The 22,111-nt window shown below is 36.9% G+C and carries 23 protein-coding genes; 14 read left to right on the top strand and 9 right to left on the bottom strand.

Going from position 1 to position 22,111, the window contains the following annotated elements; genetic code table 11:
- The first annotated feature begins 78 nt into the window (after positions 1–78).
- The 5 genes from ACLBWW_RS11400 to pgtP all read left to right on the top strand — a co-directional run bounded on the left by ACLBWW_RS11400 (position 79) and on the right by pgtP (position 5,426).
- Complete coding sequence (locus tag ACLBWW_RS11400; protein WP_048542614.1) at positions 79–750, top strand: response regulator transcription factor; 672 nt, start codon at positions 79–81, stop codon at positions 748–750.
- A gap of 11 nt (positions 751–761) precedes the next feature.
- Positions 762–2,192, top strand: a complete 1,431-nt coding sequence (locus tag ACLBWW_RS11395; RefSeq protein ID WP_447614039.1) for a HAMP domain-containing sensor histidine kinase — start codon at positions 762–764, stop codon at positions 2,190–2,192.
- Positions 2,193–2,258: 66 nt separating this feature from the next.
- The gene (locus ACLBWW_RS11390) at positions 2,259–3,041 is read left to right on the top strand and encodes a DUF3919 family protein (protein ID WP_098048766.1); all 783 of its coding nucleotides are present in this window, start codon (positions 2,259–2,261) and stop codon (positions 3,039–3,041) included.
- Positions 3,038–4,072: an ABC transporter substrate-binding protein gene (locus tag ACLBWW_RS11385; RefSeq protein WP_098706693.1), complete on the top strand. Its 1,035-nt coding sequence runs from the start codon at positions 3,038–3,040 to the stop codon at positions 4,070–4,072. Before ACLBWW_RS11390 ends, ACLBWW_RS11385 begins: the two co-directional genes overlap by 4 nt.
- Before the next feature lie 19 nt (positions 4,073–4,091).
- Complete coding sequence (gene pgtP / locus ACLBWW_RS11380; protein ID WP_098706692.1) at positions 4,092–5,426, top strand: MFS transporter; 1,335 nt, start codon at positions 4,092–4,094, stop codon at positions 5,424–5,426.
- 106 nt (positions 5,427–5,532) lie between these two features.
- Here pgtP and ACLBWW_RS11375 read toward each other — a convergent pair whose 3' ends face one another.
- Entirely contained in the window at positions 5,533–6,045 is a 513-nt protein-coding gene (locus tag ACLBWW_RS11375; RefSeq protein WP_098191654.1) for a DUF3278 domain-containing protein, read from the bottom strand.
- Positions 6,046–6,237 carry a helix-turn-helix transcriptional regulator gene (locus tag ACLBWW_RS11370; protein ID WP_001067016.1) on the bottom strand — a complete coding sequence of 64 codons (192 nt, stop codon included), beginning with the start codon at positions 6,235–6,237 and terminating at the stop codon, positions 6,046–6,048.
- 375 nt (positions 6,238–6,612) lie between these two features.
- On the opposite strand from ACLBWW_RS11370, the gene ACLBWW_RS11365 reads away from it, so the two are divergent.
- The 6 genes from ACLBWW_RS11365 to ACLBWW_RS11340 all read left to right on the top strand — a co-directional run bounded on the left by ACLBWW_RS11365 (position 6,613) and on the right by ACLBWW_RS11340 (position 11,434).
- Positions 6,613–7,803, top strand: coding sequence for an efflux RND transporter periplasmic adaptor subunit (locus ACLBWW_RS11365; RefSeq protein ID WP_447614038.1), 1,191 nt, complete (start codon positions 6,613–6,615; stop codon positions 7,801–7,803).
- A complete protein-coding gene (locus ACLBWW_RS11360) occupies positions 7,800–8,480 on the top strand; it encodes an ABC transporter ATP-binding protein (protein WP_097889539.1) in 681 nt (226 codons plus the stop codon). The genes ACLBWW_RS11365 and ACLBWW_RS11360 overlap by 4 nt, the downstream gene beginning before the upstream one ends.
- Positions 8,477–9,679: an ABC transporter permease gene (locus tag ACLBWW_RS11355; protein ID WP_098124099.1), complete on the top strand. Its 1,203-nt coding sequence runs from the start codon at positions 8,477–8,479 to the stop codon at positions 9,677–9,679. The genes ACLBWW_RS11360 and ACLBWW_RS11355 overlap by 4 nt, the downstream gene beginning before the upstream one ends.
- A gap of 129 nt (positions 9,680–9,808) precedes the next feature.
- On the top strand, positions 9,809–10,477 hold the full coding sequence (locus ACLBWW_RS11350; protein ID WP_098067744.1) for a Yip1 family protein: 669 nt from the start codon (positions 9,809–9,811) through the stop codon (positions 10,475–10,477).
- An 82-nt stretch (positions 10,478–10,559) separates the two neighbouring features.
- Entirely contained in the window at positions 10,560–10,730 is a 171-nt protein-coding gene (locus ACLBWW_RS11345; protein ID WP_165775567.1) for a hypothetical protein, read from the top strand.
- A 233-nt stretch (positions 10,731–10,963) separates the two neighbouring features.
- Entirely contained in the window at positions 10,964–11,434 is a 471-nt protein-coding gene (locus ACLBWW_RS11340) for a sigma-70 family RNA polymerase sigma factor (protein ID WP_098067743.1), read from the top strand.
- A gap of 55 nt (positions 11,435–11,489) precedes the next feature.
- Here ACLBWW_RS11340 and ACLBWW_RS11335 read toward each other — a convergent pair whose 3' ends face one another.
- Entirely contained in the window at positions 11,490–11,996 is a 507-nt protein-coding gene (locus ACLBWW_RS11335) for a competence protein ComK (protein WP_107134722.1), read from the bottom strand.
- A gap of 194 nt (positions 11,997–12,190) precedes the next feature.
- Between ACLBWW_RS11335 and ACLBWW_RS11330 the strand changes: the two genes are divergently transcribed.
- Positions 12,191–12,589, top strand: a complete 399-nt coding sequence (locus ACLBWW_RS11330) for a DUF4359 domain-containing protein (protein ID WP_000731403.1) — start codon at positions 12,191–12,193, stop codon at positions 12,587–12,589.
- Between the two features lie 19 nt (positions 12,590–12,608).
- Here the strand turns inward: ACLBWW_RS11330 and ACLBWW_RS11325 are convergent, their stop codons facing one another.
- Entirely contained in the window at positions 12,609–12,824 is a 216-nt protein-coding gene (locus tag ACLBWW_RS11325; protein WP_048542594.1) for a DUF2922 domain-containing protein, read from the bottom strand.
- 94 nt (positions 12,825–12,918) lie between these two features.
- Positions 12,919–13,143, bottom strand: coding sequence for a DUF1659 domain-containing protein (locus tag ACLBWW_RS11320; protein WP_087985939.1), 225 nt, complete (start codon positions 13,141–13,143; stop codon positions 12,919–12,921).
- A gap of 110 nt (positions 13,144–13,253) precedes the next feature.
- On the opposite strand from ACLBWW_RS11320, the gene ACLBWW_RS11315 reads away from it, so the two are divergent.
- Complete coding sequence (locus tag ACLBWW_RS11315) at positions 13,254–13,739, top strand: VanZ family protein (protein WP_048542591.1); 486 nt, start codon at positions 13,254–13,256, stop codon at positions 13,737–13,739.
- Positions 13,740–13,915: 176 nt separating this feature from the next.
- Here ACLBWW_RS11315 and ACLBWW_RS11310 read toward each other — a convergent pair whose 3' ends face one another.
- The 4 genes from ACLBWW_RS11310 to ACLBWW_RS11295 all read right to left on the bottom strand — a co-directional run bounded on the left by ACLBWW_RS11310 (position 13,916) and on the right by ACLBWW_RS11295 (position 19,834).
- Positions 13,916–16,672: a DEAD/DEAH box helicase gene (locus tag ACLBWW_RS11310; protein WP_447614037.1), complete on the bottom strand. Its 2,757-nt coding sequence runs from the start codon at positions 16,670–16,672 to the stop codon at positions 13,916–13,918.
- Positions 16,656–18,275, bottom strand: a complete 1,620-nt coding sequence (locus tag ACLBWW_RS11305) for an SWIM zinc finger family protein (protein WP_048542588.1) — start codon at positions 18,273–18,275, stop codon at positions 16,656–16,658. The genes ACLBWW_RS11310 and ACLBWW_RS11305 overlap by 17 nt, the downstream gene beginning before the upstream one ends.
- A gap of 298 nt (positions 18,276–18,573) precedes the next feature.
- Positions 18,574–18,876, bottom strand: coding sequence for a DUF3910 family protein (locus ACLBWW_RS11300; RefSeq protein WP_098049190.1), 303 nt, complete (start codon positions 18,874–18,876; stop codon positions 18,574–18,576).
- A gap of 79 nt (positions 18,877–18,955) precedes the next feature.
- A complete protein-coding gene (locus ACLBWW_RS11295; RefSeq protein WP_046955549.1) occupies positions 18,956–19,834 on the bottom strand; it encodes a cell wall-binding protein EntA in 879 nt (292 codons plus the stop codon).
- 664 nt (positions 19,835–20,498) lie between these two features.
- On the opposite strand from ACLBWW_RS11295, the gene opuD reads away from it, so the two are divergent.
- Positions 20,499–22,013, top strand: a complete 1,515-nt coding sequence (gene opuD / locus ACLBWW_RS11290) for a glycine betaine transporter OpuD (protein WP_048542583.1) — start codon at positions 20,499–20,501, stop codon at positions 22,011–22,013.
- Positions 22,014–22,111 lie beyond the last annotated feature (98 nt).

Below are 22,111 nucleotides of genomic sequence, written 5' to 3'. Positions count from 1 at the left end.
CGACAATACCCTCTCTTTTTTTGTATGATTTTTGCTATACTAAACTGTACTATAATACGAGATGGAAGGAGGAGAATAATGAAAATACTTGTAGTTGATGATGAATCGAGTATTCGTAATTTGATTCGGATGCAGTTGGAGATGGAAGGATATGAAGTGCTCACGGCGGCTGATGGAAGAGAAGCTTTAGAGAAATGGAATGAAGGACCGGATGTATTAATTTTGGATGTTATGCTTCCAGATACAGATGGGTACGAGTTGCTTCGTTTGTTCCGTGAGAAGAATAGGGATATTCCAGTACTCATGTTAACTGCAAAGAGTCAGATGAATGATAAATTGCTTGGTCTGCAGCTTGGTGCGGATGATTATGTGACGAAGCCATTTAATTATGCTGAGCTTATTCTTCGGATTAAGAATATGACGCGGCGTGTGATGAAGGCAGAGGTAACGGTAAGTCATGAAGTAATTGGGGCAGGAGAGATAACGATTTGTCCTAAGGAAAGAAAGGTACATGTTAGGGGACAAGAAATTCAGTTAACGTACAGAGAGTTTAATTTATGTCAGTTGTTTGTTTCCAATCCGCAGCGTGTATTTATGAGAGATGAGTTACTTGAGAAAGTATGGGGGTTTGAGTATATCGGAAATACGAGAGCGGTTGATATTATGGTGCAAAGACTGCGGAAGAAGCTAGGGAATAGCGGGGAATATATTAAGACAATTTATGGCGTTGGCTATAAACTAGATTGTTAAGTGGTGATGGTATGTCTTTAAAAAGGAATATGGTGTTTGGAATAGTGGGACTGTTAATCCCGATTTTTGTTCTTTTGTACGCAGTTGTTTATATTACGTTAGAAAAGAATATGTATCATAACGCGGCAAATTCTTTAGAGAAATTAAGTGTAGAAGCACAAATTTATACGATGAATTATTTAGAGAAGGAAGCAGAGGTAGAGACGCTCGGTCCGAATTCACTTTTAATTGCTTCGTATTTAGCGAAGCGCATGGATGTACGTGTACAGATGATTGGGAAGAATGGAGATGTTGTTGCGGATACGCAAAAAGGAGCACTCCTTCATCGGAACATTGATATTGAGAGCTCTTTGAAGGGGAAGAAGTCTTATGTTTTTGAAGAGGGAGATCCAGCTCCAATTCTTTTGTTTTCAAGCCCAGTTTATTATGGAAACGATGTCATCGGAAGTGTTCGTTTTATAAATGAGTTAAAGGGTGAGAAGGAAGTTTTAACAAATGTTGGTTGGACGTTCTTAATGACGTCTCTTTGTCTAGTAGCTGCGGGTATTTTCTTTGCAATTCGTTTGGCGAAGTCTCTTCATAAGCCAATCGATCAGTTAAGACAAATGGCAAAGCGGCTTGCGAATGGGGATTATAAAAGCAAGATTGAGCTAAATGAATATGTGGAAATTGCTCAGCTTTCAGCATCTTTTAATTCGATGGCTGATGGAATTGAACTGCATATTAAGCAATTGAAAGAGGAGAAAGAGAAGCAGAAAGATTTCTTAGACCGTATTACGCATGAGCTAAAAACACCGTTAACGGCGATTATTGGCTATGTGGATTTAATTCCGAAGTTAAAGGCGAAGGAAGATGTAAAAGAGAGCCTGCGATATGTGGCTGTAGAGAGTGAGCGTTTATTATCGCTTGTAGAGGAATTACTTAAGTCTTCAAAGTACGGGACGAGTACGTTTGAAGTATCACCTACAGTTGTGAACATAAAGGAATTAGCAGAAGAAGCAGTTTCAATTGTGAAACCTCGTCTGCAGAAATTTGAGATTGAAGTGATAAATGAGTTAACAGATGTACATGTTGTTGCCGATTTCGATAAGACGAAACAGATTTTCTTAAACGTGCTTGATAATGCGATAAAATATAGCGATGCTACACAAATTCGTATGAATGTAATTGTAAATGAATGCGAGGCAAAGGTTTTTGTTCATGATGATGGCATTGGTATAGATGAAGGTGTGCTTGCAGAGTGGAATGAAGTACCAGAAGGGAAGGTACTGCCTTCTAGTTACGGGAATGGTTACGGTTTGTATATTTGTCAGGAGATTATGAATAAGCAGGGCGGAAGTATGCGAATTGAGAGTAGTGAAGAGATTGGTACTACAATATTTATTACATTTTTGCTTCCGAGACGGATGGAAGACATAAAAAACTTGAAAGCGGTTAAATGATACATTTATGAAACAATTATGCGGTATTTTCGAAACAACGTTTTTTTATCTTGGAGGTAGGCAGAAATGAAAAGGCTATCATTTCAAATTCTTATGTTTGTTCTTTGTATAATTGTTTCTCTTATTTTGTTTTATGTGATGGAGAAGCAAATATATAATCGGATCACAATAGTGAATGATAAACAAACTGTTTTACAAAGAGTGAATGAATCCCTGCCTACTGAAATGAAGGTTAGGCATGAAAAGTGGGGAGAAATTGTTATAACGGATGAAGTTCGTTTGCATACGATTGTTTCATTCTTTGACCGAATTCAAATAGAACCGAGAGAAGCTAAGAATCAAGAACAAGTATTTACTGGAGAAGTAACGTACTTGAATGGAAATAAACGTACTTTTGCAGTAGGTGACTTGTTCCAGTACGGGGCTGATATGTACGGAAAGAATGGTACAGATCCAATGATTTCAGCATTTCAAACGTATTTGTTAAGCCTGTATTATACACCAGAACGTATTAGTGATTTTTTTGCGTCAGCGCAGGATGTCATAGTGCGCCAAGGTGATGTAGAACGTGCGATGAATCTTACGCACATACTTGATTCGATTCGGTACGCAAAGCAAATTACAGATTACGGAGAAATACAGAAATTATTACAATCACAGAATGAACCGATTGCTTATATTACCGCTTATAAAACAAGGAAGCGTATAAAGAATGAGCGGGAAGACATTCTTACTATTTCTGTATATCCATCGTACTTTGTTGTGCAATATCTCGGTGATAATAACGGGAATGTTATGTATATGAAAAGCTCCCTCGCAAATTTATTTGTAAAGGAGAATGTGTCATGAGAAAGATAGCCTTTTTCTTCTTTTTGCTAGTAATTGGAGGAGCGATGTCTAGTTGCTCTCGAGATACAACCTCTATTAAATATAATAAAAGTGGTCTCCCTGTTTTGGATGATCGTCATCTTGTTGCGTATGTAGCAGCTCGTGAGGAAGTTGGTGAAGCTTTGCTTTCATCATTTTGTAAACCACGCGGCTGTACGTATGAATTTATTCGTCTTTCGACAGAAGAGCTTCTTCGGAGGGTAGAAGAGGAAGCTGGAAATCCGAAAGCAGATATTATTATTGGCGGTACGGTAGACGCGCATCAAATGATGAAGCAAAAAAATCTATCTATTCCTGTTATGAGTCAGCATGCGAACCGTATTTCAAAAACTGTTAAAGATAAAGACGGTTATTGGTACGGTTATGAAGTGGAGAAGCTGGCAATGGCGATCAATAAAGAGCGGTGGAATGAAGAAATAGCGCCGCTCGGACTTCCTTATCCATCAAGGTGGCAAGATTTATTAAATCCAGTATATAAGGGAAAGATTGTAATGCCAGATCCAAATGTCTCAGGAACAGCATATACGTTTTTTCAATCACTTATTGATACTGTAGGTGAAGTAGAAGCGAAGGAATATGTGAGGAACCTTGCAGGGCAAGTTGGTGAAGTAACAGTGAATGGTTACATACCAGTGGAACTTGTTGCAAGCGGTGAGTATATGATAGGCATCAATTTCATGGGAGATCAGAGAATGCTTCAAAAACAAGGCTTTCCAATTGTAAGTATTGTACCTGAGCAAACAGGGTTATCTGTTAATGCGATTTCGAAACTAAAACGTGCACCGAATGGTATTATTGCGGATTTATTTATTGATTATTGTTTATCAGAAGAAGCGGGTCACATTTTAGAAAAGGTTTCGTTTGGCGTACCAACGATGTTTGCGAAGAATGAGAAAGAAATAGAAGGGCAGCCGGTTAGAAGAACAAACAAAAATATATCAAATAGCGGAATAATCGAGATATGGAATAGACAGCGTCTCTCTCAGAAGTGAGAAAAGGAGACGAAAGAATATGTTTAAATGGCTTAAGCCAGCACCTGCAATTGAGAGATTGCCAGCGGATATGATTGATCGAGTATATAAATTATTACGTATTCGTGTGTTAATCGGGATTTCAGTTGGGTACGCTGCTTATTATTTAGTTCGTAGTAACTTTAATTTATCTACTACATATTTAGTAGATGAGTTCGGATTTAGCACGACACAAATTGGATTATTAGGCGCAGTAATGGCTGTTGTTTACGGACTTAGTAAATTCTTTATGGGTAATTTATCGGATAAAGCATTTGCTCAACGATTTATTGCAGTAGGTTTATTTTTATCTGGGCTTGTTAATATTTGTTTCGGTTATGCATCTTCCTTTGGGATGATTTTAACATTACTTGTTCTAAACGGTATTGTACAAGGTATGGGAGCACCACCTTGTAGTATTGTTATGACGAAATGGTTTTCAAAGAAAGAACGTGGCACGAAAACAGGTCTTTGGAATATTTCACATAACGTTGGTGCACTACTTGTTCCACCATTCATTGGAATAGGTGTAGGTATTTTCGGTGAAAGCCATTGGCAAGGCGGCGTATTTATTTTCCCAGCGATAATCGCTATGGTAATTGCAGTTCTAGTATGGATTAATGCGAAGGATACGCCAGAATCTGAAGGTCTTCCGCCAATTGATGAATATCGTAATGACTATGAAGATCTTGAAAAAGCAGATAATGCTAATAAGATGTCACCAAAAGAAATTTTAATGAAATATGTAGTGAAAAATAAATTTGTTTGGTTTTTATGTATTGCGAATGCATTTGTTTACTTAATTCGTTTCGGTGTTATTAACTGGGTACCAATTTACTTAACAACAGTGAAAGGTTTTACAAAAACAGAAGCGCATTTTGCGTATTCAATATTTGAAACAGCAGCGATTCCAAGTTCTTTAATTGTCGGCCTCTTAAGCGATAAATTATTCAAAGGAAAACGTATGCCATTATGTGTTATGAGTATGGCTGGGGTTGTTGTTGGAACAATCGTCTATTGGCAGGCAACTAATATTATTGTTGTGAGTGTTGCAGTTTCTATTATCGGTTGTTTAATTTATGTACCACAGTTCTTAATTGGTTTAAGTGCGATGGAATTAGTACCGAAATTTGCAGTAGGTACGACAGTTGGTATGTGTGGTCTGTTCGGTTATGTTGGAGGAAGTTTCATAGCAAACGCAGCAATTGGTATCATTGTTGATCGTTCTGGCTGGGATGGTTGCTTCATGTTACTGTTGGCAGGTGGCGTATTAGCAACGATATTCTTACTGATTGTTCAAATGGGACATGAGAGAAAAGCTTCTAAAGTTGCGTAATATTTTGTCTGAAAAGCTATCCAATTGTTATATTGGATAGCTTTTATATTAGCAAAAATAAAAAGTATGTAAAATTGCAGTTTTATGTGTAAGTGATTTTTGTTAATTAGTATAATTTTTTTAGGTTTAATAAACCAATCATGTACATAGTTACACCGAAAAATATACCGCCGCAACTCCAAAGCCCAACATCAAATAAAGAAATAGAGATTTCTTCTGAACCTACATAGGGAAGGATATAATTCATAAAAACAAACATTTGAAAGCCCCAAAGTACACCTGCTTTTAAGCCCGCTTTTCTTAATTTTTTCTTATGTTGCAAATACTCTTCTTTTGTTGCACATTCAGTCTCATTTAAACCTTTTTTCTTAAGCTTAAATGTTAAATAATTAGCATAAATCATATTAGATAGAAAAACTAATATAGTTCCTATAGATATTGTGTGGTTCATAGTATCAACAAGTAACATAATAAGCATTACCAACATATTTAACCACCATAAACCAATTCCAGCTACAGATAATTCTTTATTGATTTCTTGTTTTTGATATTCATCTCTCTCACTCATTGTTCCAACAAAACTATTATAAACTCTTTCTTTCCATTCAATTTTCATCATTTAATCTCCCTCCCAAAATAGACTGTTTAAATCTGTTTTTAGTGCTTTTGCTAATTCGATACATAAGGCTAAAGAGGGGTTATATTTATTGTTTTCAATTAAGTTTATTGTCTGTCTCGCTACATTAACTTTTTTAGCTAATTCTAGCTGCGATAGACCTTCAGATTTTCGATATTGTTTAACGTTATTCAAATATAAACCTCCTATTAATAATTGTAGACCTCGTGCATTAGAAATGTCATTTATATATGACATTTTATAATTGAATAAATGAAATGTCAAATATATGTGACAAAAATGATAATGGTGCAATTAGGAAAATGATTTTAATAATTTATCTTGGTAAGGAGTTTATTAATAAGGAATGGCTTTTCTTATATTAATATAATCTTTCCTTAAATCTATCTTAAAAGACAATATGTCATATTTCTAATCATTGGAATTTTTGTTACAATATAAATGGATGTGTAAAACTTTGTAAAAAGAATGTAATAATATGTAATTTATTTTCAGAAAGTTTTATACAATTTTTATATTAAACTATTAAGTTATAAAGGGAGCGAGAAAATGATACCAAATACGGTTCGTACTCCAAGCAAGAAGAAATGGATTATTATCGGGGTTATTGCACTAATTGTTATTGTAGCGGCGGTTAATATTTTTATTATGCAAGGCAAGAAGAAGGGGGCATCAACATCTGCTGATGCTGTGAGCTTTGAGAAGGTAACGGAGCGAAAGCTTAATAATACGAAGTTAATTTCTGGTCAGGTGAAGCCTGGGAATATTGAAAGTTTTTATGCAGATCCAACTAAAGGAAAAGTGAAAGATATTGAGGTAAAAGAAGGACAAGAGGTTGAGAAAGGTGCGAAGTTATTCTCTTATGATAATGAAGAGATTAATTTGCAAATGAAGCAAGCTGAGCTTGATCAAAAGATGGCAGATATGCGTTATGATCAAGGAAAGAAGAAAATTGATTCGTTGAAGAAAGAAATTAAGAAGGCAAAGGATAGCGGAGCTGGGAAAGAAGTAACAGATCCGATGGACGAGCAAGTAAGTGAATTAGAGATGGCGCAAAAGACAACTGATCTTGAGAAGGAAAAAGGGAAGTTGCAAAAAGAAGAGTTAAGTAAAAAGCAGAAAGAGCTTACGATTTATAGTAATTTTACTGGTGTCGTTCAAAAGTTAGATAAAGATGCGGCGCAAAGTTCATCTCAAGCGTTAGGTGGTCAAGGGAAAGCATTTTTACAAGTGGCGTCTAAAGATCCATTCCAAGTTCAAGGGACGCTAACTGAGCTTCAGAAGTCACAAATTCAACCAGATCAAACATTTACTGTAACTGCGAAAGCGAATAATAAGAAGAAGTGGACAGGTAAAATTACAGAGGTAAGTGAATTCCCAACGAGTGCAGAGATGGCTCAAGCTGGTGGTATGGGTGAAGCGACTCAAAATATGTCCCAATATACATATAAAGCAAGTCTTGATAGTCAAGATGGTTTATCTCCGGGTTATCACGTTTCATTGCAAGTAAATTTAGAGAATAAGACGATGATTGCTGTTCCAACTAAGAGCATTGTAGAAAAGGGTGATGATGCATTTGTTTATATTGAAGAGAAAGGGAAGCTTCGTAAACAAAATGTGAAAAAAGGTTCTACTGATGGAGATTGGACAGAGATTGTTGAAGGCGCAAAAGTGGGGCAAAAGGTGGTTAAAAATCCTTCCGACGACGTGTATGACGGAATGGAAGTGAAAGAGAAATGATTACGTTAAATAATATTGCTAAAACGTATTATCAAGGAAAATTGGCAGTGCCGATCTTACATGATATTAGTTTAACAATTCAAAGCGGTGAGTTCGTTTCGATTATGGGACCGTCTGGTTCTGGTAAATCAACGCTTATGAATATTATCGGTTGTTTAGATCGTCCAACAGAAGGCGAATATATGCTGAATGATGTGAATATCTTAACAGCAGACGAGTCAAAGCTTGCTTTAATTCGTAATGAATATATTGGCTTTGTGTTTCAGCACTTTAATTTGCTTCCGCGTCTTTCGGCAGTAGAAAATGTTGAACTTCCGCTCGTATACGGTGGTGTGAAGAAAGCAGAGCGTCGTCAAAGGGCTCTGGACGCGCTTGGTAAAGTCGGTTTGTCAGATAGGGTTCACCATTTGCCGAATGAATTATCAGGTGGACAGAAGCAGCGTGTAGCGATTGCAAGGTCGATTGCGAATAATCCAACGTTCATTATGGCTGATGAGCCTACTGGCGCGCTTGATACGAAGTCTGGTGAACAAGTGATGAATATTTTCACGAAGCTTAATGCAGAAGGTACAACGATTGTTATGGTTACGCATGAAGAGGAAGTAGCAGCGTATTCTTCCCGCCGTATTGTACTGCGAGATGGGAAAATTACAGAAGATAGAAGGTGTGCGGTATGAGTTTACTAGATAGTATAAAAATTGCCCTATCTTCTATTTTAGCTCATAAACTACGTTCAGCTCTTACGATGCTCGGTATTATTATCGGCGTTGGTTCTATTATTACTGTCGTTGCGATTGGGCAAGGCGGGGAAGCAATGCTGAAGTCGAAATTCGCAGGTTCTGGTGGTAATAACCTTATGCCAATTCAATTTAAACCAGATATGAATGATGAGTTTGCTATAGGCGGATTTGAAATACCGAAGTTAACGGAAGAGGATATTTTAGAAGTAAAACAAGTGAAAGATGTTTCACATGTTATTACGACAAATTCGACGACAGAGATACTAGATGTAAATGATAAAAAAGCAAATCTGAATGTTATTGGTCTTGATAATGAATATTTTGCGGTTAATAAAGTAAAGGTCGTAAAGGGACGTACTTTAAATGAATCAGATATTTCTCATGCAAATAACGTTGTGATGATTAGTACAAAAACAGAAAAGACGTTATTTAAGGACGTAAACCCAGTTGGGCAAATTATTGAGATGAAAGGACAACCGATGCAGATTGTCGGTGTGTATACATCTGATAATGAGTTTATGGGATTTGAAATGGAAGAAGCGTTAATCCCCCTTACATTATGGCCTGTTTTATTCGGAACAGATGATATTCAAAATATCGCAATTCAAGCTAAAAATGTAGACGATTTAGAAGCAGCTGGGAAACAAGCTGTTGATGTATTAAATAATCGTAAGCCAAGTGAAATTCCAGGTAAATATGAACTAGTGAATTTAAAAGAATTCCAAGAAAATGTTTCTAAAGTAACTGGTATTATGACGATGATTATCGGTGGTATTGCGGGTATTTCATTAGTCGTTGGTGGTATTGGTGTTATGAACATTATGCTCGTATCTGTAACGGAGCGTACGCGTGAAATTGGGATACGTAAAGCGCTTGGGGCAACACGTAGTAAAATTTTATTACAGTTTTTAATTGAAGCAGTTATGTTAACGCTTCTAGGTGGTTTGATCGGAATTGGTCTTGGATATGGTGGGGCATATATCGTTTCCACATTTGCGAAATGGCCACCGCTCGTGTCATGGGAAGTTGTCGTTGGTGGCGTACTATTCTCTATGACACTCGGTATTATTTTCGGATTAATTCCAGCAAATAAAGCTGCGAAATTAGATCCAATTGAAGCATTACGTTATGAATAAGTTAGTAGTGTAGTAGAGAGGGGGGCTCTCTACTACACATTACCGTTCTAGTGGGCGGTTCGTAGCCTCTATGTTGAGGAAGTGAACCGCCCGTTAGAACGGGTTATATAAATAGAAGGAGGCGTTATAATGGAAGCAAATATTAATACGCAAGATGTAGGTTCGAAAAAGCCGTCATTATTAGGGATGATTACATCTCCTGGTGAACAGTTTGAGAGAATGAAGAACAGTAATGCGGTTTGGGGTGCGTTTTGGATACTTTCTTTATTATCAGGGATTACTGGAGGTATTGGTGCTTATGTATATTCTTTAACACCTGAATCAATTAAGCTCAATCAAGAATTAGGGGTCAATGTTACACCTGTGATGACTTTCGGTGCTGGTTTTGTATTTGGTATTCTCGGTATGATAATAGGTTTCTTCATTAGTGCTGCTGTATACAAAGTGTTAATGATGTTAATGAGTAATGATACTTCTTATAAGAAATTATTAACGATTACTGTATATTCAAGCATTATTTCATTACTTGGTTTATTAATAAATACAGTTTTAGCACTTATTCTAGGTGGTTCAGGGAAAGAATTTTACACTGGTTTAGGTCCGATTTTTAATTCAAGTGGAGGTACTGTAAAAGGTATTGCAAATAGTATTGAAGTATTTACAATTTGGGGATTTGTGATCACATGGTTAGGTCTTCAAATTACAGCTGGTTTAAGCAAAAAGAAAGCAACGATTCTTATGGTTATTTTCTTTATCTTAACAATTGGCTTTGGTGCGCTAAGAGGACTAGTGCAATAATTTTGATATTTCATGTCGCTAGAAAGAAATGCAGCAATTATAAAAGTAATTGCTGCATTTTTGTTATAAGGAGTAGATACATATGTTTAAGAAGCTATTAGCAAATTTTTTGTTCATGTTAGTTGTATTATTGTTAGCGGTAGAATATATGCCGAATAAGAATCCTTATATATTTGTTGGCGTTATAAGTTGTATTTTATCTACAGGTTTATATGCAATCGATAGATCTTTCAAACGTATAACTACAGAATAGTATAAATCGAAAATGTATAAAAAAAAGATTCCTTCTCACTTATAGAAGGAATCTTTTTTATTTTTACCCTTATTTCAAATACGACCAGCAGAATTTCAAATTCTACTTCGTGTAATTTCAAATTTCGGCGGTAGTATTTGAAATTACTCACAGTGAAGTCGCTTCTTTATTTTTATATTGTGGAGGTACCGGCGGAATAACAAAGAGGTATACCTTTTAGAAACAGGTACTGTGTGAAGCCAGAGACTTTTACAGAGACAGTTGTTTTGTATGAAGGAATGATTGTAAATCAAATAAAGAAGCTAGGTATTTATCAAGATCATGAAGAGTATTATCAATGTGGTTTAATTGGTCTTTGGCATGCTTATGAAAGATTTGATGCGGAGAAAGGAAGTTTTCCTGCATATGCAGTTATAACTGTGCGTGGTTATATATTGGAAAGGTTGAAGAAAGAGTCTGCCTTGCAAGAAAGGAATGTTTACGTAGGTGAGTATGAGGAGATTTTTACGTTTGAAGATGCTGAAATAAGAGCAAAGGATTTTATGAGTGTATTAGATGAGAAGGAGAAGTATATTATTTTCGAACGTTTTTTTGTAGGGAAGACGATGGGGGAAATCGCTAGCGAGATGGAAATGACTTATTATCAAGTGAGGTGGGTGTATCGGCAAGCACTTGAGAAAATGCGAAATAGCTTAAGAGGATAAATAGGATTATAAGAATGGAAGGCAAGGGATATTGCCTTCCATTCTACTTATTCTGTTAAGGTAGTAAATGTAATAAGAGGTTTTTAAATTGTAGTGAATCTTGCATGTTCATACGTGATAATACGTATCCAGCTTTTAATAATTGTTGTTTTAACTTATGGGGACTGATATGTATTGTTGTAGTAGTGCCATTTGAAAAATGAATGTTAGCTTTTTTGCTCTTTTTGAAAAATTCTATGTCATCTATATGGTTATAAAATAGCCATATACAGTTTGGAGAAGAAGGAGATTCTGTCGGGAAAGCACAAATATATTCTCGATGATTAATTGGAATTGGGACATTTTGTTTGAATTTAAAGTTTGTTTGGACTGCATTACGTCTACCTTGATAAGTAGAGTGAACATTGGTTAGACAAGATTGCTTGATGAGTTGGAGAGCAGTTTGACAGGAGTAAAGATGGTTCCTGCTACTGTCGATAATTTTGGTGCGATAATAAGGGTGCTTGTAAGGTTCCAGCATCATTGTAGAATTAGAAATAATAATATCATTTTCTTCATTCATAAATTTGATTCCTCCCTTATAAATGATAGTAATACCAAATATAATTATATACGAATTAAGTAAATTAATTATTAATATTCTGTTTCATATTGTAAATTTTGACTATTCGTTTACAATCAATAGATGTTAGTCTTTCTAATTTGCATCGCTTGTACATATATATGAAAATAGAAAAGAGTAGGCGGTGAGATAGTATGAAGAAAAAGTACATTATTATGGCTCTAGTTGTTGTTCTTCTAGTATATTTAGCAAATAGTAATCCGAGTAAAGGTGAATATACGGATTGGGCAGCGAAGCAGTTTATGAAACGTAATGATGTAAGTAAGAAGCTAGACGAAGTTCAAAAGGAAAATGAAGAAGGTCTCCTTGGCGATTTAGCATCGGCTGGTAAGAAGTTGGCGAAAAAATATGTTGAGCCACAAGTTGGATTATTAATCGAGAATTATACAAAGCGAAATGATTATATTTTCTTCTCAACATATACGACCGAGTTTGATATAGGCGGAGAACATTATAAATATGTATGCGTCGGTTTTTCAAAAATCTTTATTCCGATTGAAATGCCGAAGAAAAAAGACGAATCTGCAAAATGATGCAGATTCGTCTTTTTGTTTATAAGTTAATTGGAACTTCAGATACTTTCTTTTCTACGAGACGGGCTCCTTTTTTTCGGGTATTTTCATTAATTGATGAAAATACAGATGAGGCAAGGATGGTATCCATTACTTGATTTACGACTTGTGCATCGACGGGTGTGATAGGTTTCTCGATAGAAAAAACAACTGTTTTTCCATCTTCTTTCGCAAAAATTAATTCTAGTACTTGCATACTTTATTTCCTCCTTTTTATTTATCGTGTTATATGCGGGTAGGGCGATCGGTGTAATCAGCGGAGGATGCCCGACACTGATTAAAGTTCCACCTTATAGGGTAGAAAGATCTGATGTGCTAACAAGCTGTATAGCGTGAAGCGGTGATGCTTGTAAAGAAGCAAGAGCACGTGCTACGTTTTGTACTTGCTCTAAGTTTGCGTTTGTTTTAACACGCTTAAATTGTTTTTGCTTAAAAGCTGTTTTTCCGTTCTGATCTAATCCATTGTTTAAGACAAGACGTAAAGTTAAGTCCGTTACGATTGTTTCGACTGCCATGTTTATCACCCCCTTTCACTTTATAAATAGGGTGCAAATGTCATGTTTTGGCGTGAAATTTATTCTTTTTTTTGGTACGCTTAAAAGACTAAGAGAGGGGTTTCGGAAGAATGAATCGTAAATGGTTATTTTGGATTCCTGTTTTACTATGGATGGGGTTGATTTTCTATTCCTCGGCACAACCATATAAAAAGCAGGATATGCGTTCGGATATTGAACAATATGTAAATGTTGAGTTTGTGAAAGAGCATTTCTCGTGGGTATCTATCGATTATGGTGGTGGTACACCTGTTAGCATTGCAAATAAAGGTGTAGGCGGATTTATTGAGTTTTTCCTTCGTAAAGGTGCTCATTTTATGGTGTTCTTTATGCTCGGTTCATTGACGTATTATGCTTTTCATCGATCGGGTTATTCGAGAAAAAGGTGCTTCCTATACGCTCTTCTATTCGTTGCGGGATATGCAACATTTGATGAAATTCATCAATGGACTACGGGAGATCGTACACCGATGTGGCAAGATTCATTACTGGATACGTGCGGCGGATTAACAGGAATTATAATAAGCAATTGGTTTTGGAGTAGAAAAAGGAGCTAATCTTTTGAGATTAGCTCCTTTTGTTTATCCCGCTTTAATGGGCAGTAAGACCCCCACCTCAAAATGCAGCGAGAGCAAAGAAGTTAGGTGGGGGATCAACTGCTCATAAAAGTCCGATTGGTTCAACTAATAATCAGTGTGGGATGAAGAAAACCCCCACTGATTAAAGTTGCACTTTATACACCAAGCAATTCTTTTAGTTCATCTGTAGATAGTTCGGTCATCCAACTATCGGTTGTAATGACAGCGTTGTTTAATGATTGTTTTCTTTCTAACATTTCATCAATTTTCTCTTCGAGTGTCCCCGTTGTAATAAGTTTATGAACGTGAACGAAGCGTTTTTGACCAATACGATATGCGCGGTCTGTTGCTTGGTTTTCTACAGCTGGATTCCACCAACGGTCGTAGTGAATGACATGGTTGGCAGCGGTTAAGTTTAAGCCAGTTCCACCTGCTTTTAACGATAAGATGAAAATGTCATACGTTCCGTTTTGGAACTGCTCGATCATTTTGTCACGTTCCTTCTTCGGTACACTACCGTTTAAGAAGAGGACGCGCTGACCGAAATGTTCTTCTAACACATTTTTTAGCATGTTCCCCATACCGATGTATTGTGTGAAGATTAAACAACTTTCATTTTGATCTTTTATATTTTCAATTAGCTCCATTAGCGTGCTCGTTTTCATGGAACGTTCGATGATGTCTTTTGGTTCTGTTTCTTTTAAATAAAGAGCAGGATGGTTACAAATTTGTTTAAGTTTGTTCAGCATGAGTAATATAAATCCGCGTCTTTCAATCCCGCTTAATCCTTCTACATTTTGCAATGTATCTTGAACAAGTTGCTCATATAAGGAAGCTTGTTCACCAGTGAGTGGACAGTACGCTTTCTGTTCTTGTTTATCAGGCAAGTTTAATGCGACTGTTTGATCTTTCTTCGTACGACGCAGTAAAAACGGCGAGATAAAACGTTGAACTTGTTGGATTTTTCCTTCATCACGGTCCTTTTCAATTGGTGAGACGAAGCGGCGCTGGAATTGTCCTAAGCTGCCGAGATATCCGTGATTAATGAAGTCGAAAATAGACCAAAGCTCGGCAAGTCGGTTTTCCATCGGTGTACCGGTTAAAGCGATTTTGTGATTTGCTGGCAAGTTTCGTACTGCTTTCGACTGTTTCGTATGTGGGTTTTTAATATTTTGTGCTTCATCCAAAATAACAGCATCCCAGCATAACGTACTAAGTTCTTCTTCATCAAGCTGAGCTAATGCATAAGATGTTAATACAACATCTGCTGATTGAAGGAAGTCTTTAAATGATTCGCCTTTCGCTCGGTTACTTCCATAATGTAACTGAACACGTAAATTTGGTGCGAAACGCTCAAATTCTTTTTGCCAATTTCCAAGAACAGATGTCGGTGCCACGATTAAAGCAGGGCCTGTTTGGAGATTGTTCTCTTTTATATATAGTAAGTAAGTGATCGTTTGAATGCTTTTTCCAAGTCCCATGTCGTCAGCTAATAATGCTCCGAATCCAAGCGTTCTTAAATATAATAACCACTCAATGCCATGTTGTTGATACGGACGGAGTGTTGCGTTTAGTGCAGAAGGGACATCTACTTTTGGAATATCTCCAATGTGCAATAGTTTTTGGAATAGCTCTTCATAATATCCATCTAGCTCGATTTCAATATCGGTAAATGGATTATCTTCTTCTACAATTTCTGTTTCAGCAGTGTTTGATAAATGTTGCTGAAGGACATCTTTCATTTCGAGTCCATATTTATCGGCACGGTTCATAAGCTTTCGTACTTCTTCGATAAAGGCTGGGTCCAGTCTCATCCATTGACCATTTATATTGAATAATCGTTTGTTTTGTTCAACGAGTTCGAAAAATTCGTTTTCTGATAAATCAATGCCGTTCGTTGAAATTCGCCAGTCAAAATTAACGAGTGTATTCATGCCAAAGAAAGATTGCGTTTGCGTGGCATTTTGCTTCAGTTGCACACGTAATTTTGGTTTTGTCGCTTTTAAATTTTGCCACCAGGATGGCAGTAAAATCGTAATACCTGCAGCGAGTAATTCGTTACTTGCTTCTGTTAAGAAGTTCCACGCTTCTGTTTCAAAGAGCTCACTTCGGAATGCATCGCCTTCTTTTAACCACGGTACGAGCTTACTGAATCCTTCTTGTGTTTCAAGAATACGTTCTTCATAATCGTGCCATCGTTTTGGCAAAGAATCGATACTTTCATATACATATATGCGATGTGCCCCGCGCTTTGGTGTAACAATTGTCTCAAGCTTCCACATTTCAAATTCTTCTTGCGGCTCTTGTAGCCGTAGTCCAATTGTAAAGGGAAGGTCATCTTCAATGTAACCGATTTTTCGAAGCCAATCTTCTTCATGTAGTGCTGCATCCAATTGTCTTTTCGTAAAGTCGTAATGTTCATAAAGTCTCTTTGCATCTTCCCATCCATCGTTTGAACGGTTATCTTGTAATATGCTTTCATTTACCGCGGCCGAGAAAAGAGATGCCAATGTGTCATCTTCGATTGGGGTATTTTGCACTTTCCAAGATGGTTGTTTGGGCCAACGCTCCATATCAGGTACGAAGCTACCGCTTGTGAAGGCATCCCATAATTCGTTCGCATCTTTCGTAAGTGCTGTAATAGGGCCATTCATTTGAATATAGGCAAAGGAGTTCATCGGTTTATTAGCGATGTATTCAAATGCTTGTGCGTTTGTTAGCATAACACCTTGTTTTCCTTCAAAGGTTGCTTCCTTTAGAAACGTGCCGTAGAAGGAAGTGGAGTGCCACGTAAATGCATTTCGTTTCCAACTTGTTACGGATAATGGAGTACCGCTGTCATCTTCTCCCCAAAGGAACCAACCTTGACTAACGTGCTGGAGCCTAATTGTTACTTCAGTTTGATTGATCATCGATTAATTTTCCTTTCCGTAATTCCTCTTGTAGTGCACGCAGACGTGAATGTAAGTTTGCGATGTGAATAATGAAAGCATCCCATTCATCAGTGCGCTTTAATCGTTTATATAATGTACGTAATTTCTTTAAGTAACGAACTGCACGTCTATATGATTTGCGGTTTCGCTCTTCAATGGCCTCGGTAGCAGCAAGGTGATAAAGAGGAAGGGCTGCTTCTGGTGCTTCCTTTTCAATATCTTTCAGCGGCTCTTTCAAAAGTTCAATTGCTTCAAACCCATGTAAGAGCTGAAGTTCTGCCCATGTACGATATTGCTTTTTCGCGAGTACGTATTGCTCATAGTTTGCGAAACTATAGGGTAGTAGCTCTTGCAAAATCATTTCGAGTCCGGCTTGTTCATTTGTATGGGTTGCATACGTTTCATACATGATGACAAATAAGCGAACGATATCTTTTATGAAAATCGTATTTTCGTGCTCATGTATCGTTTTCTTCACTTGTTTATACGTAAAGGAAAGCCAGTTTTTCGCACGATCCCACTGCATTGTATTTAATAGCTCTTCTAACCAATAGAAGTACAGACTTACAACAGAAGCAGGCTGTTTTTTTAGTAAGTCCATCGCTAATAGGTCTTCGTCATTTAAAAAGAGTAGGTGAGAAGATGCTAATGCTTTGGAAAGTGGATTGATTTTCGTATCGATTCGCTTTTCTTCTTCTTGCAGTTTCTCTTTATTGTGTAAGAGTTCACTCCATATGTGACGATAAATAAAAAATCTTTCTTGCGTATAGGCGTCAGTGGAGAAGAATACTTCGTGAACGAGACGAGCTGTTTCTTGCAAAATTGCTTCAGACTCTGAAGGAATCGCTTCTGATTGTAAGTCCCGAACGATGGATTCCACTTTATCTACAAATAAGCGAACGACGTTAACAGGCTGGTGATAAGAATACGTTTTATTTGCTTCGAAGTCCTGAATTTCTTTTAATAATTTTTGAAAGCAATAAAGCGCTGCGTGTAGCCTGAACAACTCATGTATCGCAACGATACGCGGAGCTTTCCGCTCGAGTTTCGTATAGAAGTCTGTAAAAATACTCATAAGAAAATACATTTGTTTATAAGTAAGCCGAGCTTGTTCTTTTTTAAATGATTCATATTCGTTGTCAAAATACGATTGCCAACTTTTATAATCCGTTTCTTCAAACGCTGATGATTGCAATACTTGTCTTGCAGTTCGAATAGGAGGAAGGGAAGGTTTCGTATTATTTTTAAATAAAGTTAATACATCCCCTACTTGCCCGAAACTAGATGCTGCAGATAGTAAAACAGCGAGCATATGCTCACATTGCGTTGGTGCAAAGCAATCGCAATAGCTTTCAGCGACGTTACGAATCGGGATATGGACGCTATATACGCTGCCTGCAGCATCTACAGTTCCTGATAGCGTATAACCATCAAAGTCAACGTTGTAGACAACACCACTACGATATAGGTGCCGAGCTGTAGCGACATGTTCCTGATCAGCTGTTTGCTGTGGATCTAGTCCTTGAACGAACTCATTCGCAATCATCATAATTTCATCTTTCGTAATTGAGTGTTGCAGCATAATATTCCTCCGTACACATATTTCTTTCCTTTACCATTATAAACAAAAAATGCTCAAAACAGAAAAAATGAAATTTGGATTATTATATTGTAACTGTGAATGGAGATGGAAAGGTGTTTTTCAATATTTTTGAACGGCATCTTTTTTGTAGTTTACTTCTCTTGTCAATCTTTGTCGGTAAATCGATATTTCGTGTCGAACCGTTAATATATTTTTCTCTACTCTTGTTTACGAAGGGGAAATAAAAAGGATATCACTTAGCCGAAAAAATCCGGTGAGGTGATATCCTTTTTTACAATTATGAGCGCGTTTCCTTTAATATCGCTTGCACATATGGATCATGTAATATTTGTTCTATAATTGGTAACATGTTTTGTTCGAATGGAATATCGATAGGAAATGGCTTTTGTGAGCCGGGTTTGATTCCATATTGGACAATTTTGTAATGTGTATTTTCTTCAAAGCTGAGCACAATTAATTTATATCGATTGTCATCGCCAGCGAGTGAAAAGTCGATGGAAGTAGCGTCGTATGTTACTTCATCTTTATATATATACGGTTTTGGTGTACCGATCCAGTCTATTTTTGCTTGTACATTCATGAACATAACCTCCTTATAGTTATTATAAAAAAATAAAAGCCAGCTCTCAACAAAGAGAACCGGCTTTAGCAGTCATTGGTTATTTTAAAATTTTCACTTTAACAGTTTTGCGTCCCCATTTTTGAGCAGCGCTATCTGATCCAAGTAGGATGTCGATACGGTTACCTTTAATTGCACCGCCAGTATCTCCAGCGATAGCTTCTCCGTAACCTTCAACCCATACTTTAGATCCTAATGGGATTACTTTCGGGTCAACAGCGATCATTTTCATGTTTGGGTTCGCTGTTAAGTCATGACCCATTGCAGTTAATACACGGCCACCGTATGTGCCACCGTTTTCGCTTGGGTGAGCTGTATATGCTGTAGCTACAACTGTTAACTCACGACCACCAGAAGGTGTGCTAGTTTCAGCAGCTTTCACAGCAGGCTTAGCAGCTGGTTTTGCTTGTGCTGCAGGTGCTTGCGCTTTAGCTGGTGCTACAGTTTTAGCAGGAGCAGGTTGTTCTTGTTTCTCGATAACAGGTGCTGTACCTGTTAAGAAAGGAACGTGAACATAAGCTGTTTTCCCGTTATATTCAAATTGTAACCACTCATTTTGTACTTGGTTCGTTGTTTCGATCATATCGTCTTTCTTCAACGTTCCAAGAATTTCTGAGTTTGTGTTCGCTTCAGCACGTACGTTTAATACGTTAGCTGTTACGTAGTAGATGCTTTTTGTAAACTCTGTACTTACGAATGCGTCTTTACCATCTAAAGTGATTTTTGACCATCCGTTCTCTGTATTTTGAACATCTATTTTATTCCCGTTTAGTAATTTACCGACAACTTTTGATTCCGTAGTAGGGTTTTCGCGTACATTTAGTACGTCTGTTGTTACAACAGTTTCTGCATTAGCAGATGATGTGAAAATCCCAAGACCAAAAACTGCTGCTGTTGCTATTCCAATTAATTTTTTCATGATAGCCTCCATTGCGTTTGTTTTCGTGTCCTCATTATAGCAACAGATTTTTTCGGATTTCGGGAAAACACACAATTACAAACCATTCGTAATCAGTCGTTAACATCCTGTAATATAACAAAAAATATAGGAAAGCGTTTTTCATTCTATGTGATTAGTAGGTTTCTACTTATATTCAAAATATTTAATACAACATATATTTTTCGGCGTAAATAAAAATATTACAGGAGTGTTACATAATGTTTACTAAACAGTTACATTCCTTGAGTATTTTGCCGTTTTATGGGTAATATAGTTATATAAACATAAACATTTCGTTTGTGAAACTATAAACACGTGCTATATACTAGCAAAAAAACCGCATAATTGTTACAAAAAGAAAGGGTTGCAAGGAAGAAAAATGCCCTTTTTTACATCTGTAACACATCCTTTTTTGGGAAAACACATTCCCATCCACATTTTTCTCGCACAATTTGACAGCAGTATTTCGATCTTATAGCTCTTGCAGAGTAAAAAGATTATACGGAAGGTAAGGCTGTCCATAAGAATTCTAGTTGGTGAAGGTGAAAGTAAGAAAATCACCGTAAAATTATAGTTTTCTATCCGATTTTACATATCGGAATTTATGTTATTTACAAAAGTGAAACCTACGAAGGGGGATTTGATGAGGAAACTGACAAAAACATTCATCGTTTCATTAACATTATGTATTGCATTTACAATTTGGGGGATTATTCCCGAATCTATTATTGGAAAAGGTAGCCTAGGAAATGTGACGACTGCGATTCAAACGGTATTGGTTAGTAAGTTTGGATGGTTCTATATTATTTCTGTTTCTATTATTTTAGGTGTGTCTATCTTTTTAATTGTTTCGAAATACGGTTCTATTCGTTTAGGTAAAGATGATGATGAACCTGATTATAGTTATATGACATGGTTTGCTATGCTATTTAGCGCTGGTATGGGTATCGGTTTAGTTTTCTGGGGCGTTGCTGAACCATTAAACCATTTGTACGCACCTCCGTTTGGAGAAGGTGCAACTGAGGAAAGTGCGCGTCTTGCACTACGTTTTTCATTTTTCCATTGGGGATTACATCCGTGGGGACTATATGCATTTGTAGCGCTGTGTATTGCTTACTTTACTTTTAGAAAAGGAAAAGCAAGTACGATTAGTGCGACAGTAGGTCCGTTATTTAAAGGCGGGGAACATGGACGTATTGCTCATTCATTTGATGTGTTAGCTGTTTTCGCAACTGTGTTTGGTGTTGCAACATCATTAGGTCTTGGTGCGAAACAAATTGCTGGTGGTGTTAGTTATTTAACATCTATCCCGAATTCATTGCCGACACAGTTAGTTATTATTGCAATCGTAACCGTGTTATTTATGTTATCTGCGCAAACAGGTCTTGATAAAGGAATTAAATATTTAAGTAATGCGAATATTATTTTGGCGTTTGCACTTATGATTATTGTATTATTTGCAGGTCCAACAAACTTTATTATGAATTACTTCACTTCAACAATCGGTTCTTATATTCAGGAATTGCCAAGCATGAGCTTCCGTTTAAGTCCATTAGATGAAGGCGGAAATCAATGGGTTCAGTCATGGACAATTTTCTATTGGGCATGGTGGATTGCATGGTCACCATTTGTAGGTACGTTTATTGCCCGTGTTTCACGAGGACGTACGATTCGCGAGTTTGTTATCGGTGTGTTACTCGTACCGACTGTAATCGGTGCGCTTTGGTTCTCTGTTTTCGGCGGGACTGGTATTCATATGGAACTGTTTGGTGATGCACATATCTTTGAAAAAATTAAAGAGATGGGAACAGAAGTAGGGTTATTCGCTATGTTTGATCAGATGGGAAGCTTTGGATCGGCTTTATCTGTGCTAGCAATTCTTCTTATTTCTACATTCTTTATTACATCTGCAGATTCTGCGACATTCGTTTTAGGAATGTTAACGACACATGGTAGTTTAAATCCACCAAACCGCATTAAAATGATCTGGGGTATCGTTCTAGCAGCGTTAGCTTCTATCTTATTATATGTAGGGGGATTAGAAGCCTTACAAACGGCAGCTATCATTGCAGCATTCCCATTCGTCTTCGTTATTTTCTTCATGATGGCAGCATTGTTTAAAGAGTTACAAAAAGAAGGACGTATGAAGCGTCATTAATAATAGAAGGAAAAGGAGCTGATTATGTATCAGCTCTTTTTTATATAGAAGGAATTTGAACTCCACGTAAGGGAAATAAAATACTTTACTATATAAGT

This window comes from Bacillus sp. M5A3_1b (genome assembly GCF_053345335.1).
This window is presented reverse-complemented; position numbering and strand designations above follow the sequence as displayed.